Origin of the sequence: Bacillus canaveralius (assembly GCF_002860125.1) — a bacterium.
In the GTDB taxonomy this organism is placed as follows: Bacteria; Bacillota; Bacilli; order Bacillales; family Cytobacillaceae; genus Bacillus_BJ; species Bacillus_BJ canaveralius.
Map to the genome: position 1 here is coordinate 40804 of NZ_PGVA01000034.1, position 15265 is coordinate 56068.

Annotated in this window: 13 protein-coding genes; 12 read left to right on the forward strand and 1 reads right to left on the reverse strand. The window is 45.2% G+C overall.

The window, feature by feature from the left end; all coding sequences use genetic code 11:
• Window positions 1–2415: a phenylalanine--tRNA ligase subunit beta gene (gene pheT, locus CU635_RS14955; protein ID WP_101578182.1), complete on the forward strand. Its 2415-nt coding sequence runs from the start codon at window positions 1–3 to the stop codon at window positions 2413–2415.
• Window positions 2416–2498: 83 nt separating this feature from the next.
• Here the strand turns inward: pheT and rnhC are convergent, their stop codons facing one another.
• Window positions 2499–3428: a ribonuclease HIII gene (rnhC, locus tag CU635_RS14960; RefSeq protein WP_101578183.1), complete on the reverse strand. Its 930-nt coding sequence runs from the start codon at window positions 3426–3428 to the stop codon at window positions 2499–2501.
• Between the two features lie 168 nt (window positions 3429–3596).
• Between rnhC and zapA the strand changes: the two genes are divergently transcribed.
• The 11 genes from zapA (at window position 3597) to trxA (ending at window position 15163) form a co-directional block, all read left to right on the forward strand.
• Window positions 3597–3860 (forward strand): cell division protein ZapA, encoded by a 264-nt coding sequence (zapA, locus tag CU635_RS14965; protein ID WP_373270895.1) that lies wholly within the window; start codon window positions 3597–3599, stop codon window positions 3858–3860.
• Window positions 3861–3867: 7 nt separating this feature from the next.
• On the forward strand, window positions 3868–4410 hold the full coding sequence (locus CU635_RS14970) for a CvpA family protein (protein WP_101578184.1): 543 nt from the start codon (window positions 3868–3870) through the stop codon (window positions 4408–4410).
• A 160-nt stretch (window positions 4411–4570) separates the two neighbouring features.
• Window positions 4571–6286 carry a DNA polymerase/3'-5' exonuclease PolX gene (gene polX, locus CU635_RS14975; protein ID WP_101578185.1) on the forward strand — a complete coding sequence of 572 codons (1716 nt, stop codon included), beginning with the start codon at window positions 4571–4573 and terminating at the stop codon, window positions 6284–6286.
• A 39-nt stretch (window positions 6287–6325) separates the two neighbouring features.
• On the forward strand, window positions 6326–8683 hold the full coding sequence (locus CU635_RS14980; protein WP_101578186.1) for an endonuclease MutS2: 2358 nt from the start codon (window positions 6326–6328) through the stop codon (window positions 8681–8683).
• Window positions 8684–8701: 18 nt separating this feature from the next.
• Window positions 8702–9106: a DUF350 domain-containing protein gene (locus tag CU635_RS14985; protein ID WP_101578187.1), complete on the forward strand. Its 405-nt coding sequence runs from the start codon at window positions 8702–8704 to the stop codon at window positions 9104–9106.
• A gap of 285 nt (window positions 9107–9391) precedes the next feature.
• Window positions 9392–11095 carry an AMP-binding protein gene (locus tag CU635_RS14990; RefSeq protein ID WP_101578188.1) on the forward strand — a complete coding sequence of 568 codons (1704 nt, stop codon included), beginning with the start codon at window positions 9392–9394 and terminating at the stop codon, window positions 11093–11095.
• Window positions 11096–11369: 274 nt separating this feature from the next.
• Window positions 11370–11960, forward strand: coding sequence for a fatty acid metabolism transcriptional regulator FadR (locus CU635_RS14995; RefSeq protein ID WP_101578200.1), 591 nt, complete (start codon window positions 11370–11372; stop codon window positions 11958–11960).
• 30 nt (window positions 11961–11990) lie between these two features.
• A complete protein-coding gene (locus CU635_RS15000) occupies window positions 11991–12764 on the forward strand; it encodes an enoyl-CoA hydratase (protein ID WP_101578189.1) in 774 nt (257 codons plus the stop codon).
• A gap of 39 nt (window positions 12765–12803) precedes the next feature.
• The gene (locus CU635_RS15005; protein WP_101578190.1) at window positions 12804–13577 is read left to right on the forward strand and encodes an electron transfer flavoprotein subunit beta/FixA family protein; all 774 of its coding nucleotides are present in this window, start codon (window positions 12804–12806) and stop codon (window positions 13575–13577) included.
• A gap of 77 nt (window positions 13578–13654) precedes the next feature.
• Window positions 13655–14632 (forward strand): electron transfer flavoprotein subunit alpha/FixB family protein, encoded by a 978-nt coding sequence (locus CU635_RS15010; protein ID WP_101578191.1) that lies wholly within the window; start codon window positions 13655–13657, stop codon window positions 14630–14632.
• 216 nt (window positions 14633–14848) lie between these two features.
• The gene (gene trxA / locus CU635_RS15015) at window positions 14849–15163 is read left to right on the forward strand and encodes a thioredoxin (protein ID WP_101578192.1); all 315 of its coding nucleotides are present in this window, start codon (window positions 14849–14851) and stop codon (window positions 15161–15163) included.
• Window positions 15164–15265 lie beyond the last annotated feature (102 nt).

Genomic DNA, 15265 nt, shown 5'->3' on the forward strand with positions numbered 1-15265 from the left:
ATGTTCGTTTCTTATAGATGGCTCCAGGATTACGTTGATCTATCAGGCGTAAGCCCGGTTGAACTGGCCGAAAAAATTACTAAAAGCGGGATTGAGGTTGAAGGCGTTACCATTTTAAACGAAGGAATACGTGACGTTGTCATCGGGCATGTGCTCGAATGCGAACAGCATCCGAATGCCGATAAGCTGAACAAATGTTTAGTAGATATCGGAGAAGAGGAGCCCGTGCAAATTATTTGCGGTGCCGCTAATGTTGGTAAAGGGCAGAAGGTTGCGGTAGCTAAAGTAGGCGCCGTCCTGCCTGGGAATTTTAAAATCAAAAAGGCGAAGCTGCGCGGAGAAGAATCAAACGGGATGATTTGTTCCCTCCAGGAGCTTGGCATTGAAAGCAAGCTTGTTGCCAAGGAATATTCCGAAGGGATTTTTGTATTCCCGGAGGATACAGAAGTTGGTGCAGATGCAATTGCCGAGTTAGGCAGGGATGATCATGTCTTGGAGCTTGGCTTAACACCAAACCGTTCCGATTGCTTAAGCATGCTTGGTGTTGCCTATGAAGTGGCAGCCATCCTTGGCAGGGGAGTAAACCTTCCTGTGACAGCAGTATCGGAGGTTGCCGAAAAAGCGGCTGATTATATAAAAATAACCGTTGAAGCAATAGAGGACAATCCTTTGTACGTTGCGAAGGTCATCAAGACTGTAAAGATCGGGCCAGCTCCACTCTGGATGCAGGGCAGGCTGATGGCCGCCGGTATTCGCCCGCATAACAATGTCGTTGATATCACGAACTATATTTTGCTAGAGTATGGCCAGCCGCTTCATGCTTTCGATTATGACCGGTTCGGATCAAAAGAAATTGTCGTACGGCGTGCCAAAAACGGTGAAATCATTGAAACGCTCGATGATGTGAAGCGTGAATTAACGGAAGACCATCTTGTGATCACAAATGGCACGGAGCCGGTCGCAATTGCCGGGGTCATGGGTGGAGCAAATTCCGAGGTTGGTCGCGATACGACAACTGTGTTATTGGAGTCAGCGTATTTTGCTGGACGAACGGTACGAAAAGCTTCCAAGGATCACGGATTGCGCAGTGAGGCGAGCGCCCGGTTTGAAAAGGGTGTTGATCCAAACAGGGTTCGTGCGGCGGCCGAACGGGCAGCAGCTCTGCTTGCAGAATATGCCGGCGGCGAAGTGCTCGAAGGGTCTGCAGAGGTAGATGAGCTTGATATTGAGCCTGCTGTTATTTCAATAAGCCTAGAGAAGATCAACCGCGTGCTTGGCACAGATTTGACAGTTAACAAAGTTAAAGATATTTTCGAACGACTGCAATTTGGAGTCAGTGTGGATAATGATCTGTTCACAGTAACGGTTCCGACGAGGCGCGGGGATATTACAATCGAAGAAGATTTAATCGAAGAGGCCGGACGATTATTCGGTTATGATAATCTTCCGACAACTTTGCCGGTCGTCGCTTCCACACCGGGAGCTCTAACGGATTATCAAAAGAAACGACGTGCTGTCCGCCGTTATTTAGAGGGTGCCGGCTTGTTCCAGGCAGTTACGTATTCGCTAACAAGTGCTGAAAAGGCAGAACAGTACGCCCTTGAAAAGCGCGAACCGATTCGGCTGGCAATGCCGATGAGTGAGGAGCGAAGCATTCTGCGGTTAAGCATAGTTCCCCAGCTGCTTGAAGTATTAAAACATAATGTTGCCCGCCAGCTTGACAGTGTGGCTGTTTATGAAACAGGATCTGTCTTTCTTGCCAGAGCAGGGCAAGAGCTCCCGGAAGAGCGTGAGCACCTCGCTGCCGCGATTACGGGTTTATGGCAATCTCATCCTTGGCAGGGCGAAAAGAAGCCAGTCGATTTCTATGTTATAAAAGGAATTTTAGAGGGGCTTTTTGCAAGGCTGAGCCTTGAGAATCAGGTCGAATTTCGCCAGGCTTCGCTAGATGGCCTCCATCCGGGGCGCACGGCAGAAGTTTATTTATCAGGTGAAAAAGTCGGCTTCATCGGCCAGGTTCACCCCGCCGTGCAAAAGGCGATGGATTTGAAGGAAACATATGTATGCGAACTTTCACTAAACACAATTTTGGAAGCAGAAGTTGCTCCTTTACAATATGAGGCCATTCCCCGCTTCCCGTCAATTACCAGAGACATTGCCCTTGTCGTTGATACAGAAAAAACGGCAGGCGAGCTCGGAGCGATTATTAAGGAAGCAGGCGGCAAGCTGCTGAAAGAGGTTCACGTCTTTGACCTGTATGAAGGAGAACGGATGGAAGCGGGCAAGAAGTCGCTCGCCTTTTCCTTAAAATATTTCGATCCGGAGCGGACTTTAGCAGACGAAGATGTCGCAAAAACCCATGATAAAGTCCTCGCAGCCGTAAAAGAGAAAGCAGGAGCAACGCTTAGAGGATAATAGCATTAAACAGTGGAGAATGCTTTTTAATGAAGCTAAAAAAACACAAGCGAAACGCCATTCACCGGCTTCGCTTGTGTTTTTTAATTCTGTTTTCTAATTCTGATCGCTTTTTCCGTGTTGGCAAAGTGCATCTTGGCGAATTGCGGGAGAGATTCGATTCCCTTTTCATTGATCAGCCGTGCGCCAGCCTGGTCAACAAGTGCGCCAGCCCCTTTTGGGAGCGTAAATCCGGCCGCGTCGCTTAATTCCTCAAAGCAGCGGACAAATGCATAACGGGCAATAATTGACGCTGCCGCAACTGAAAGGTGGATTCCCTCAGCCTTTGTGCTAAAAAAGACGCGTTCCTTTTGGACCTTTTGCTGTCCTTTTAAGTGTTGATAATAGACCTTTTCCTCGGCAAACTGGTCAATTAAAATGGCTTCGGGCTGCTCTGGTGCGATTTTTTCCAAAAGCTGGCCGATTGCCTGATTATGTAGCAGCGCTTTGATTTTTCCCTGTGACATGCCTGATTGCTGATACTTGTTATATTTGTCATTTTTCAACACTAATAGCCTGTAAGGGATTAGTTTAATCAGTTCTTTGGCGATCATGGAAATTTTCGCGTCGTTTAAATTTTTTGAATCGCGGACGCCAAGGTCTTTTAAAGCCGGCATATCTTCCTTTCTCACATAAGCAGCGACAACGGTAATCGGCCCAAAATAATCTCCGGTACCGACTTCATCTGATCCAATCACGGATAGATTGGCAAAGTTCGCAGGCAAGTGGCTTCCCGCCGCTTTTACCGTTTTCTGCTCTTTCTTTGGAGCTGCTTCGCCCCATTTCGATGCTTCTCTTTCACTTTCGGGACCTTGAAAAAGGACTTTACCAGATTTATATGCAGTAATCGTGCACCCGGGAATTTTAGCAGAAAAAATACTGCCTGGCGGAGTTTTATCACTGATTGAGCGGTTATAATGGATCTTCATTTCATAGATCTCCGCTTCCTTTTTGTTTAAAACTACATTGCTCATTTCTTACACTCCTGACTATTTTTGCTCATATTTATCTCAAAAAATATTATCGTTTATATAATATAAAATGTTGATGGCCACGTTCTTAATCTGTAATGACCCTTTGACTTTCCCTGATTTTACGTTCATGTTATAGTATAGATTAGGATTCTTAGATTGGGGGCATAAATGTTGTCAGATCGACAAAACACTCGCACTATTGTAGATATATACGGACAGCAATATGTCATTGTCGGTCCGGAAAGCAATAGCCATATACGGCTGGTCGCCACAATGGTCGACGATAAAATGCGCGAAATCAGCTCGAAGAATCCTTCACTCGACACGAACAAGCTGGCCGTTTTAACGGCTGTGAATGCCGTGAATGATTATTTAAATATAAAGGATCGGTTAGAACGGCTTGAAAACGAATTAAAAAGAGTAAAGGACTGAAAAGGTCATGCTGGATCTCGCAATTATTATTATTTTAATTTTTGGCTTTTTGATAGGTTTAAGAAGAGGATTTATATTACAGCTGATCCATTTGACAGGTTTCATTATTGCCTTCATTATCGCACATATGTATTATGATCAGCTGGCTCCCAAGCTGACGCTTTGGGTACCGTATCCTTCCTTTAACAGCGATGCAACCTTTGATATGCTGCTTGGGAACGCGGATTTGGAAAGTGCCTATTACCGGGCGATCGCGTTCGCTGCGATTTTCTTTGCTGTGAAAATACTGCTGCAAATTATCGGTTCGATGCTTGATTTTGTTGCTCATTTACCAATTTTAAAACAGCTTAACGTCTGGGCGGGCGGAATACTCGGGTTTGTAGAAGTTTATCTTATCATTTTTATTCTATTATACATAGCTGCGCTTCTTCCAGTTGAAAATATTCAAAGGCCATTAAACGATTCGCTAATGGCACAATACATAGTTGAGCATACTCCGTTTTTATCGCAGCAGATCAAAGAATTGTGGATTGAATATATGGCTGCATAACTTCTCTTTCATGGAGAAGTTTTTCTTTTCGTACCGACGGCTGCTGCTCAAGCTAGATTTAAGTAAGCTTTTCCTGGTTTGTGTTGTATCATGCAAGGACTGTTGACCAACTGAAAAGAATGGCGCTAACAAAATGCAATCGAAAAGGCAGGGACCATTTATGACTGTTAATAAGAAAGATGTTATTCGTTTGCTGGAAACGATCGCTATCTATTTGGAACTTAAAGGAGAAAATCCGTTCAAAGTTGTCGCATTCCGAAAAGCAGCTACTGCGCTTGAAATGGATGACCGCAGCCTTTCAGAGTATGACGACTTGACAAAACTGTCCGGTATTGGAAAAGGAACAACGGCTGTTATCGAAGAATATATCGAAACAGGAAGCTCAACTGTGTTAAAAGAACTGCAGGAGGAAGTTCCGCCCGGGTTAATTCCGTTATTACAACTGCCGGGATTGGGCGGAAAGAAAATTGCCAAGCTCCATCAAGAACTTGGGATTGAAGATGTTTCCGACCTTTTGGAAGCATGTACGGCAGGAAAAGTTAAGGAGCTTCCCGGATTTGGGAAAAAGACGGAAGAGAAGATCATCGCTGCCATCAAAAATGCCGGCACGCGTCCTGACCGGCTTCCGGTAGCTTACATGCTTAAAATTGCCGAATCGATAGAAGCGGAGGTTTCAAAGATGCCCGGGGTTGTAAAGTTTTCCCGCGCCGGAAGCCTCCGCAGATTGCGGGAAACGGTCAGGGATTTAGATTTTATCATTGCGACCGAAAACCCGCTTGCAGTGAAGCAGCAGCTGCTTGAGCTTCCCGATATTAAGGAAACGATCGCAGCAGGAGAAACAAAGGTATCAGTGACGTTCGATTACAGTTACGATGTTTCCGCGGACTTTCGTCTTGTCAAACCTGAAGAGTTTGCGACTACCCTTCATCATTTTACAGGCTCGAAAGACCATAATGTCAGAATGAGGCAGCTTGCCAAGGAGCGGGGCGAAAAAATCAGTGAATACGGTGTTGAAGTGATTGAAACTGGTGAAGTGCTCACCTTCGATTCGGAACATAATTTTTACAAGCATTTTGGATTGCCGTTCTTTCCTCCGGAAATCCGTGAAGATGGCCGTGAGGTGGAGGAATATTCCGAGGAACTGGAGCTGATCAAGCTCGATGCGATAAACGGTGATCTTCATATGCACTCGACCTGGAGTGACGGTGCCCACACGATCGAAGAAATGATTGACGCGTGCAGGCAGAGAGGCTATAAATATATGGCAATCACGGACCACTCCCAGTATTTAAAGATCGCAAGCGGCTTAACGCCAGAACGGCTTCGCAAGCAAAAAGAACTGATCAGACAATTAAACGATAGATACGATGATATTGAGATTCTTGCCGGAGTTGAAATGGATATTTTGCCTGACGGGTCGCTTGATTTTGATGATGATTTGCTTGCGGAAATGGATATTGTCATCGCTTCGATTCATTCCGCTTTCTCGCAACCAAAAGAGAAAATTATGGAAAGGCTCAAAACGGCGCTGTCAAATCCCCATGTCGACATTATTGCCCATCCAACCGGCCGGGTGATTGGGCGCAGGAAAGGATATGAAGTCGATATGGATATGCTGATCAAGCTCGCAAAAGAAACAAATACCGCGCTTGAGCTAAATGCCAATCCGAACCGTCTTGATCTGGCAGCGGCGAATATTCAGAAGGCCCACGAAGCCGGTGTTAAAATCGTAATCAACACGGACGCCCATAAAATAGATACGTTAGCAGATATGGAAATCGGCGTGTCGGCGGCACGGAAAGGCTGGACACCAAAGTCTTCTGTTCTAAATGCTTTAAGCACAGATGAATTTTTGGACTTTCTGCACCGCCGCTAGAACTGGACGCCAATTACAGCGCGAAAGGAGAGAGTCTCCATGCAGGAAAGAGTATTAAAGGTTCTCGAATTTGATAAAGTGAAGGAGCAGCTGCTTGAGCATGCTTCTTCTTCGCTCGGCAGGGATAAGGCAAAACAACTGCTGCCATCGAGCGATTTTGCTGAAGTAGTAAAGCTTCATGAGGAAACCGATGAAGCTGTAAAAGTACTTCGATTAAAAGGTAATGTTCCGCTCGGGGGTATTTTTGATATCCGTCCCCATACAAAAAGAGCCGTTATTGGCGGAATGCTGAATCCGCATGAGCTTGTCGAGGCAGCAAGTACGATTCATGCGAGCAGGCAGATGAAAAGGTTTATCGAGGATATCCATGAAGAGACAGTGGAACTCCCGATCTTAACGGATTATACAGGCAAAATTACGGTTCTTGCTGATTTGGAGCAAAATATAAAAATCGCCATCGATGAAAGCGGCGAAGTCCTTGACAGCGCCAGTGAGGCGCTCAGGTCACTGCGGCATCAGTTAAGAACGAAAGAAGCGCGGGTCCGCGAGCGCCTCGAGAGCATGATACGTTCAACAAATGCCCAAAAAATGTTGTCGGATGCGATTGTCACGATTCGAAATGACCGGTTCGTAATTCCTGTCAAGCAGGAATACCGGGGCCATTACGGAGGGATTATCCATGATCAAAGTTCCTCAGGTCAGACATTGTTCATTGAACCGCAGGCAATCGTACAATTAAATAATGAGCTGCAAAGCATCCGTGTCAAAGAGCAACAGGAAATTGAAAGAATTTTGATCGACTTGTCGCTACAAGTTGGAGAAAGCAAAGAAGAACTGGACCGGATTGTCGATGTTCTGGCTGAACTTGATTTTATGTTCGCGAAAGCCAGGTACAGCAGCCGGATTAAAGCATCAAAGCCAAAAATGAACAATGAAGGGCGACTATTTTTGATAAAAGCCCGCCATCCGCTGATATCGATCGATGAGGTTGTCGCAAACGATATTTCGCTTGGGACGGATTTCTCAACGATTGTGATCACCGGCCCCAATACAGGCGGAAAAACCGTTACTTTAAAAACGGCCGGCCTTTGCACGCTAATGGCCCAGGCAGGTCTGCAAATTCCTGCGCTCGACGGTTCAGAGCTGGCAGTATTTGATGCAATTTATGCAGATATCGGTGATGAACAATCGATCGAGCAAAGCCTCAGTACCTTCTCATCACATATGGTGAACATTGTTGATATTTTATCGAAGGTTGATTTTAACAGCCTTGTCCTGTTTGATGAACTTGGGGCCGGAACCGATCCACAGGAGGGAGCAGCACTGGCGATCTCGATTCTCGACGAGGTTTATAAACGCGGGGCAAAGGTAATCGCAACGACCCATTACCCGGAATTAAAGGCTTATGGTTATAATAGAGAGGGAGTGGTTAATGCAAGTGTCGAATTTGATGTCGAGACATTGAGCCCAACCTATAAACTGTTAATTGGCATACCCGGCCGAAGTAATGCGTTTGAAATTTCGAAGCGGCTCGGGCTTAGTGATAACGTCATTGCCATTGCCCGTTCGCATGTAAGCGCAGACAGCAACCAGGTTGAAAATATGATTGCCTCGTTGGAAGCAAACAGGAGGCAGGCTGAGAACGAGCTTGAAGAAGCCCATCAGCTTTTAACGGAAGCAGAAATGCTGCGAAAAGATTTGCAAAAGCAAATGGCCACTTATTATGACAAAAAAGACAGCTTACAAGAAAAAGCGGAGAAAAAGGCAGCCGATATTATCGAAACAGCCAAGCAAGAAGCGGAAAGTATTATTCGTGAATTAAGGCAGCTGCGCATCGAGAAAAATGCCGAGGTCAAGGAACATGAGCTAATCGATGCTAGAAGGCGTCTCGACGCGGCTGCCCCGCAGAAAAAAATGAACAAGACCACCGCAAAACAGAAAGAGCAAAAGGATGACTTTAAGCCTGGGGATGAAGTAAAGGTTCTGACTTTTGACCAAAAAGGTCATCTCATTGAACGCGTGTCTGAAACAGAATGGCAAGTTCAGATCGGCATTTTGAAAATGAAGGCTGACGAAAAAGATCTCGTCTACGTGGGCCGAGAGAAGCCTGTTGAAACGAAGCCGATTGCCACCATCAAGGGCAGGGATTACCATGTTGGACTTGAGCTTGATTTGCGGGGCGAACGATATGAAGATGCTTTGTCAAAGGTCGAAAAGTATCTCGACGATGCCCTCCTGGCAGGCTATCCGCGAGTTTCAATTATTCACGGCAAAGGAACCGGCGCATTGAGGCAGGGAGTTCAGGAGTATCTGAGAAATCATCGTGCCGTGAAAAAAATTCGTTTCGGGGAAGCCGGTGAAGGCGGGTCGGGTGTGACGATCGCCGAATTTAAATAGTTGGCAGGGAGAATCGATATGAACCAATTTTGGGAGAACGAGTATGTATTGACGGCAGCGAATTATAGTGTAGTCATCCTTTGTATTGTTGTCTTTTTGGCCATGTTTGAACTAGTTACAAAATATAATAATTGGGAAGAAATAAAGAAAGGCAACTTGGCAGTGGCAATGGCTACAGGCGGGAAAATATTCGGGATCGCCAATGTTTTCAGCCATTCAATCGTGCAGCATGATACACTATTTACGATGATTGGCTGGGGGCTTTTCGGCTTCTTCCTGCTGCTGCTCGGCTACTTTATTTATGAATTTCTCACTCCAAAATTTAAAATTGATGATGAAATAAAAAATGATAACCGGGCCGTCGGCTTTATTTCGCTCGTTATTTCGGTTGGTTTGTCATTCGTAATCGGAGCGGGGATATAAGGGGAGACGAAGTTGGAAACATTAGCAAAGGTATTGTTGGCATTATGCGGCCTGTTCGTATTGATCGGCCTTGTTTATATGGTGTTTTTTGCATAAGTGAAACCGGGACTTGCTGAGCAGGTACCGGTTTATTTTTATCGATTAATCGTTGGGCCATAGCCGCAGAAGTCAAATTCGTGACAAATGCGTTCGGACTATTCTATTTGTCATGGAATCTTCATTATATTATAATTAGGTGGAAACAGTTTGAATGTTCTAAAAATTCTTCAGAACAGGAGGAAGTGTATGTCAGAGAATAGACCATGGATCAAACATTACCCAGAAGAAATCCCCTCGACCCTTACTTACAGTAATGAGCCAGTCCATCAGTATTTAACACGGGCTGCAGAGGAGTTTCCCGAAAAACCAGCCATTCACTTCATGGGAAAAGAGCTGACTTATCAACAGGTTTATGACTCAGCACGCAAGTTTGCCGGATATTTGCAAAGCCTGGGCATCAAAAAGGGCGACAGGGTTGCAATTATGCTGCCAAACACCCCTTCGGCGGTGATTGTCTATTACGGGATATTGCAGGCAGGAGCTATTGTTGTTCAAACAAATCCGCTCTATATGGAGCGGGAGCTTGAATACCAAATGAAGGATTCAGGAGCAAAAGTAATTATTACCCTTGATATCTTATTCCCGAGGGTAACGAAGGTGATGCCGAAGACTGATCTTGAGCACATAATTGTAACCGCTATCAAAGATTATCTCCCGTTTCCAAAAAATCTTGTTTATCCGTTTATTCAGAAAAAGCAATACGGAATAGTAGTCAACGTGAAGCATGAAGGGAACCATCATTTGCTGGCAGAAATACTTAAACAGCCGCTGAGGCCGATTGCAGAACATGAATTTGATTATGAAGAAGATCTCGCTTTGCTTCAATACACCGGCGGAACAACCGGATTTCCAAAAGGGGTGATGTTGACCCATAAAAACCTTATCGCCAATGCGGTAATGTGCCAGGCCTGGCTTTATAAGTGCAAGCGTGGCGAGGAAATTGTCCTCGGAATTTTACCGTTTTTCCACGTGTATGGGATGACTACTGTTCTTTTGTTGTCTGTCATGCAGGCTTACAAAATGGTGTTGCTTCCAAAGTTTGACGCGGAAACCACCTTAAAGACAATCCAGAAGCAGCGTCCAACATTGTTTCCAGGTGCTCCAACCGTTTATATTGGCCTATTAAACCATCCGGATTTACAAAAATACGATCTATCTTCAATTGATTCGTGCATAAGTGGCTCTGCCCCGCTACCTGTCGAGGTTCAGCAAAACTTTGAACAAGCAACCGGCGGAAAACTGGTCGAAGGCTACGGCTTGACGGAATCTTCCCCGGTCACGCATGCGAATTTCTTATGGGACCGTCCACGGGTTAAAGGCAGTATTGGAGTTCCGTGGCCTGATACGGACAGTACAGTTCTTTCAATGGAAACCGGGGAACCGCTTCCGCCAGGGGAAATCGGCGAAATTGCCGTGAAAGGGCCTCAAGTAATGAAGGGCTACTGGAACCGTCCGGAAGATACGGCACAAACATTGAAGGATGGCTGGCTGTTGACCGGAGATCTTGGTTATATGGATGATGATGGATATTTTTACGTTGTTGACCGGAAGAAGGACATGATTATTGCTGGAGGCTTTAATATTTATCCTCGTGAAATTGAAGAAGTCCTTTATGAGCACCCTGATGTCCAGGAAGTCGTTGCCGCAGGCATTCCTGATCCGTACCGCGGGGAAACGGTAAAAGCATACGTTGTTTTAAAAGAAGGTTCCTCTTTATCCAGTGCAGAATTGGATGAATTTGCCCGCAAGCATTTGGCAGCTTACAAAGTTCCAAGAGTGTATGAATTCAGAAGTGAGCTTCCAAAGACAGCGGTAGGGAAAATTTTAAGGAGAGCACTTGTAGAGGAAGAGAAAAAGCGGTTTGAAGAAGAAGAGAAAAAACAAGCTTAATTTTTTTTTCTGTGATGATCACGGCTCTTTAATTCAAACAGGCAATGCTTGCCAGCCTGTTCACAGACTGTCATAATAAACTAGACAAGATCAAATGAAATAAACAGATATTTTCTTGACAGAAAACTTTTGTGCAACTATTATAAAAATATGAATGACTATTCATTCATATTTTTATAGGTTGCACTTTTTTATTGATAATTATGGAGAGTGGTTTTTCAATATGACAGTTTTGAAAAAACAAAGTCAGCATTTTTTGAAAGGGGGCAGCGGCTTGAAAAAAAGTAAGCCGAAATACATGCAGATCATCGATGCCGCGGTCATCATCATTGCCGAAAACGGCTACCATCAAGCCCAGGTATCTAAAATCGCCAAGCAGGCGGGCGTGGCTGACGGAACGATTTATCTATACTTCAAAAACAAAGAAGACATCTTAATTTCCCTCTTTCAAGAGAAAATGGGTGACTTTGTGGAAAAAATCGAACAAATGATTGCAGGAAAAGAACAGGCTGCAGAGAAATTATTAGTGATGGTCGAAAACCATTTCAGGATGCTGTCAGAGGATCACCATCTGGCGATTGTCACCCAGCTTGAGCTGAGGCAGTCAAATAAAGATTTACGTTTAAAAATCAATGAAGTGTTAAAAGGTTACTTGCAAGTAGTAGATAAGATTCTCTTGGAGGGCAAGGAAAATGGTGAGTTTTCAAGCGATCTTGATGTCCGGCTTGCCAGGCAAATGATTTTTGGAACGATGGACGAAACGGTGACAACCTGGGTAATGAACGAGCAAAAATACGATCTTACCGCATTGGCCGGCCCTGTCCACCGTCTGCTCGTCAATGGCTGCGGAAACGCGGGGCATTAATCTGCAAGATTTATACGAGGAGGAATGATAATGGAATTTTTAAAATGGTCCAGCTCTGATCGAGTCGCAACGATTATGCTTGAACGGCCGCCGGCCAATGCCCTTTCTTCAGGCGTTTTGAAAGAGCTTTCGGCCGTATTGGACGAGATTGAGTTCAATGATGATGTCAGGGTAGTTCTTATTCACGGAGAAGGACGCTTTTTCTCGGCTGGGGCAGATATTAAGGAATTCACAACCATCGAAACGGGTGAAGAGTTTGCCGTGTTGGCAGGCTATGGGCAGCAATTGTTTGAGCGGATGGAGCAATTTCCAAAGCCGATTATTGCCGCGATTCATGGTGCAGCTCTTGGCGGAGGTCTTGAACTTGCAATGGCCTGCCACTTCCGTCTTGTCACCGAGACTGCAAAGCTAGGGCTCCCAGAGCTGCAGCTTGGATTGGTTCCCGGTTTTGCCGGCTCGCAACGGCTGCCCCGCTATGTCGGTATGGCAAGGGCTGCGGAAATGCTGTTGACGAGTGACCCGATCACCGGTGTTGAGGCCGTCCAATTTGGACTCGCCAACCATGCCTATCCGGAAGGGGAGTTGCTCGAAAACGCTTATAAAATCGCTAAAAAAATTGCGAAAAAAAGCCCTGTTTCCGTCAAAGCAGCAATCGAGCTTTTAAATTACGAAAAAACAAGTGAATTTTACAGCGGCGTCCAAAAGGAGGCAGAGCTTTTCGGCAAAGTTTTTATGTCCAAGGATGGACAGGAAGGAATCAAGGCATTTATCGAGAAGCGCGAGCCGGAGTTCAAGGGAAAGTAAGCTTGCAATTTGCCATAAATTTATTTTGGAGGGGACACAATGAACATTTACGTGTTGATGAAAAGAACTTTTGATACTGAAGAGAAAATTACGATTTCCGGCGGGAAAATCAATGAAGATGGTGCAGAGTATATTATCAACCCTTACGATGAATATGCGATAGAAGAAGCGATTCAGGTTCGTGATGCTCATGGCGGAGAAGTAACCGTTATTTCGGTAGGTAATGAAGAAGCAGAAAAACAGCTGCGCACTGCCTTGGCAATGGGCGCAGACAAGGCTGTTCTCATCAATACAGAGGATGACCTTGAATACGGTGACCAGTTTACAACAGCAAAAATTTTAGCTGAATACTTAAAGGATAAAGAAGCAGACCTGATTTTGGGAGGGAACGTGGCGATCGATGGCGGTTCCGGCCAGGTTGGCCCACGCGTTGCCGAACTATTGGGAATCTCCTATGTAACCACGATTACAAAGCTTAGCATTGATGGCGGCACTGTCACCGTTGTCCGTGATGTCGAAGGAGATTCGGAAGTAATAGAAACAAGCCTTCCGCTGCTTGTCACGGCACAGCAGGGACTGAATGAACCGCGCTATCCTTCTCTTCCGGGAATCATGAAGGCGAAAAAGAAACCGTTTGACGAGCTTGAACTCGATGATATTGATCTGGACGAAGATGACGTCGAAGCGAAGACGAAAACAATTGAAATTTATCTTCCACCTCAAAAAGATGCCGGAAAGGTGCTTGAAGGTGACTTGGGAGACCAGGTAAAAGAGCTTGTCAGCCTTCTTCACACTGAGGCAAAAGTCGTCTAACACGGCGATCCGAAGCTGGGACTTCCGGAGAACAAGAAATCGGAATTTTTAAATAAAAATCAGGGGGTAAAACATATATGGCCAGAAAAGTATTAGTGTTAGGCGAAGTCCGTGACGGATCATTGCGCAACGTTTCGTTTGAGGCGGCTGCTGCAGGGAAATCAGTAGCAGAAGGCGGTGAGGTAGTTGGTGTTCTCGTCGGCAGTTCTGTAAGCGCTTTAGGGGAAGAATTCATCCAGTACGGTGCGGACCGGGTCGTAATCGTTGAAAATGAAAAATTGGGCCAATATACGTCAGATGGTTATGCACAGGCATTGATGGCTGTTATTGAATCGGAACAGCCGGAAGGACTTATCTTTGGCCATACTGCGCTTGGAAAAGACTTGTCTCCAAAAATTGCAGCCAAGCTTGATTCCGGTCTTATCTCTGATGTTACGGCGGTCGAGGCAGCAGGCGGCAACCTCGTATTCACACGTCCGATTTATTCAGGAAAAGCTTTTGAAAAGAAAATCATTACTGAGGGCATTATTTTTGCAACGATCCGCCCTAACAATATTGACCCGCTTGCAAAGGATGAAGCACGCGCAGGCGATGTATCTGCTCTAGCTGTTGAAATTACCGATCTGCGTACAGTTATTAAGGATGTTGTCCGCAAAGCAAGTGAAGGCGTTGATTTGTCAGAAGCAAAAGTAGTGGTCGCCGGCGGGCGCGGCGTAAAAAGCGAAGACGGCTTCGAACCGTTAAAGGAACTGGCCCAAGTGCTCGGAGGCGCTGTCGGCGCTTCACGCGGTGCTTGTGATGCGGAATATTGCGATTATTCCTTGCAGATTGGCCAAACAGGAAAGGTTGTCACTCCAGACCTTTACATTGCATGCGGAATATCGGGCGCAATCCAGCATTTAGCGGGAATGTCCAATTCAAAGGTCATTGTCGCGATCAATAAAGATCCGGAAGCAAATATTTTCAAAGTGGCCGATTATGGAATAGTCGGTGATTTGTTTGAAGTCGTGCCAATGCTGACAGAGGAATTCAAGAAGCTGAAAGTTCATTCTTAATCTTCGGGAAAAGTCGGGCAGGTCATTAGACCTGTCTTGTTTTTTTACCGGATTACATCTTAAACCGCATTAAAAGCGGCTCATAAAAGATGTTTGTCCAAATTAAAGATAGGGAACGCTAGTAAGAGTCAGCACTAAGCAAATTATTCGCAAGCAAAAGTTATCAATGTTATAATTCAAACCATTAAAGGCTTACTAAAATAGGAGGAAGACATTATGGCAATCATACATGCAACAGATCAAAGTTTTACTGAAGACACAAGCGAAGGTATCGTATTGGCGGATTTCTGGGCGCCTTGGTGCGGACCTTGTAAAATGATTGCACCGGTTCTTGAAGAGCTTGACTCTGAATTGGGCGATAAAGTAAAAATCGTGAAATTAGATGTAGATGAAAATCAGGAAACAGCAGCAAAATTTGGTGTAATGAGTATCCCAACTCTAATCGTATTTAAAAACGGTGAAGCAGTCGACAAAGTTATCGGTTTTCAGCCGAAAGAAGCACTTGCTGAAAAGCTGAATCAGCACCTGTAATAGTGAAAGCAGTCCATATCAGGGCTGCTTTTTCATTTAATGCGTGCCCAGCAAGCCGTTAATTGCTAGTTGGTGAAAGTCCAACCCGAGTAAGTGTCAAGA

What these genes read in the sequence shown, in the direction of transcription:
- pheT (WP_101578182.1), top strand. Translation starts at nt 1, where the DNA reads ATGTTCGTTTCTTATAGATGGCTCCAGGATTACGTTGATCTATCAGGC.
- rnhC (WP_101578183.1), bottom strand. Translation starts at nt 3,428, where the DNA reads ATGAGCAATGTAGTTTTAAACAAAAAGGAAGCGGAGATCTATGAAATG.
- zapA (WP_373270895.1), top strand. Translation starts at nt 3,597, where the DNA reads ATGTTGTCAGATCGACAAAACACTCGCACTATTGTAGATATATACGGA.
- CU635_RS14970 (WP_101578184.1), top strand. Translation starts at nt 3,868, where the DNA reads ATGCTGGATCTCGCAATTATTATTATTTTAATTTTTGGCTTTTTGATA.
- polX (WP_101578185.1), top strand. Translation starts at nt 4,571, where the DNA reads ATGACTGTTAATAAGAAAGATGTTATTCGTTTGCTGGAAACGATCGCT.
- CU635_RS14980 (WP_101578186.1), top strand. Translation starts at nt 6,326, where the DNA reads ATGCAGGAAAGAGTATTAAAGGTTCTCGAATTTGATAAAGTGAAGGAG.
- CU635_RS14985 (WP_101578187.1), top strand. Translation starts at nt 8,702, where the DNA reads ATGAACCAATTTTGGGAGAACGAGTATGTATTGACGGCAGCGAATTAT.
- CU635_RS14990 (WP_101578188.1), top strand. Translation starts at nt 9,392, where the DNA reads ATGTCAGAGAATAGACCATGGATCAAACATTACCCAGAAGAAATCCCC.
- CU635_RS15000 (WP_101578189.1), top strand. Translation starts at nt 11,991, where the DNA reads ATGGAATTTTTAAAATGGTCCAGCTCTGATCGAGTCGCAACGATTATG.
- CU635_RS15005 (WP_101578190.1), top strand. Translation starts at nt 12,804, where the DNA reads ATGAACATTTACGTGTTGATGAAAAGAACTTTTGATACTGAAGAGAAA.
- CU635_RS15010 (WP_101578191.1), top strand. Translation starts at nt 13,655, where the DNA reads ATGGCCAGAAAAGTATTAGTGTTAGGCGAAGTCCGTGACGGATCATTG.
- trxA (WP_101578192.1), top strand. Translation starts at nt 14,849, where the DNA reads ATGGCAATCATACATGCAACAGATCAAAGTTTTACTGAAGACACAAGC.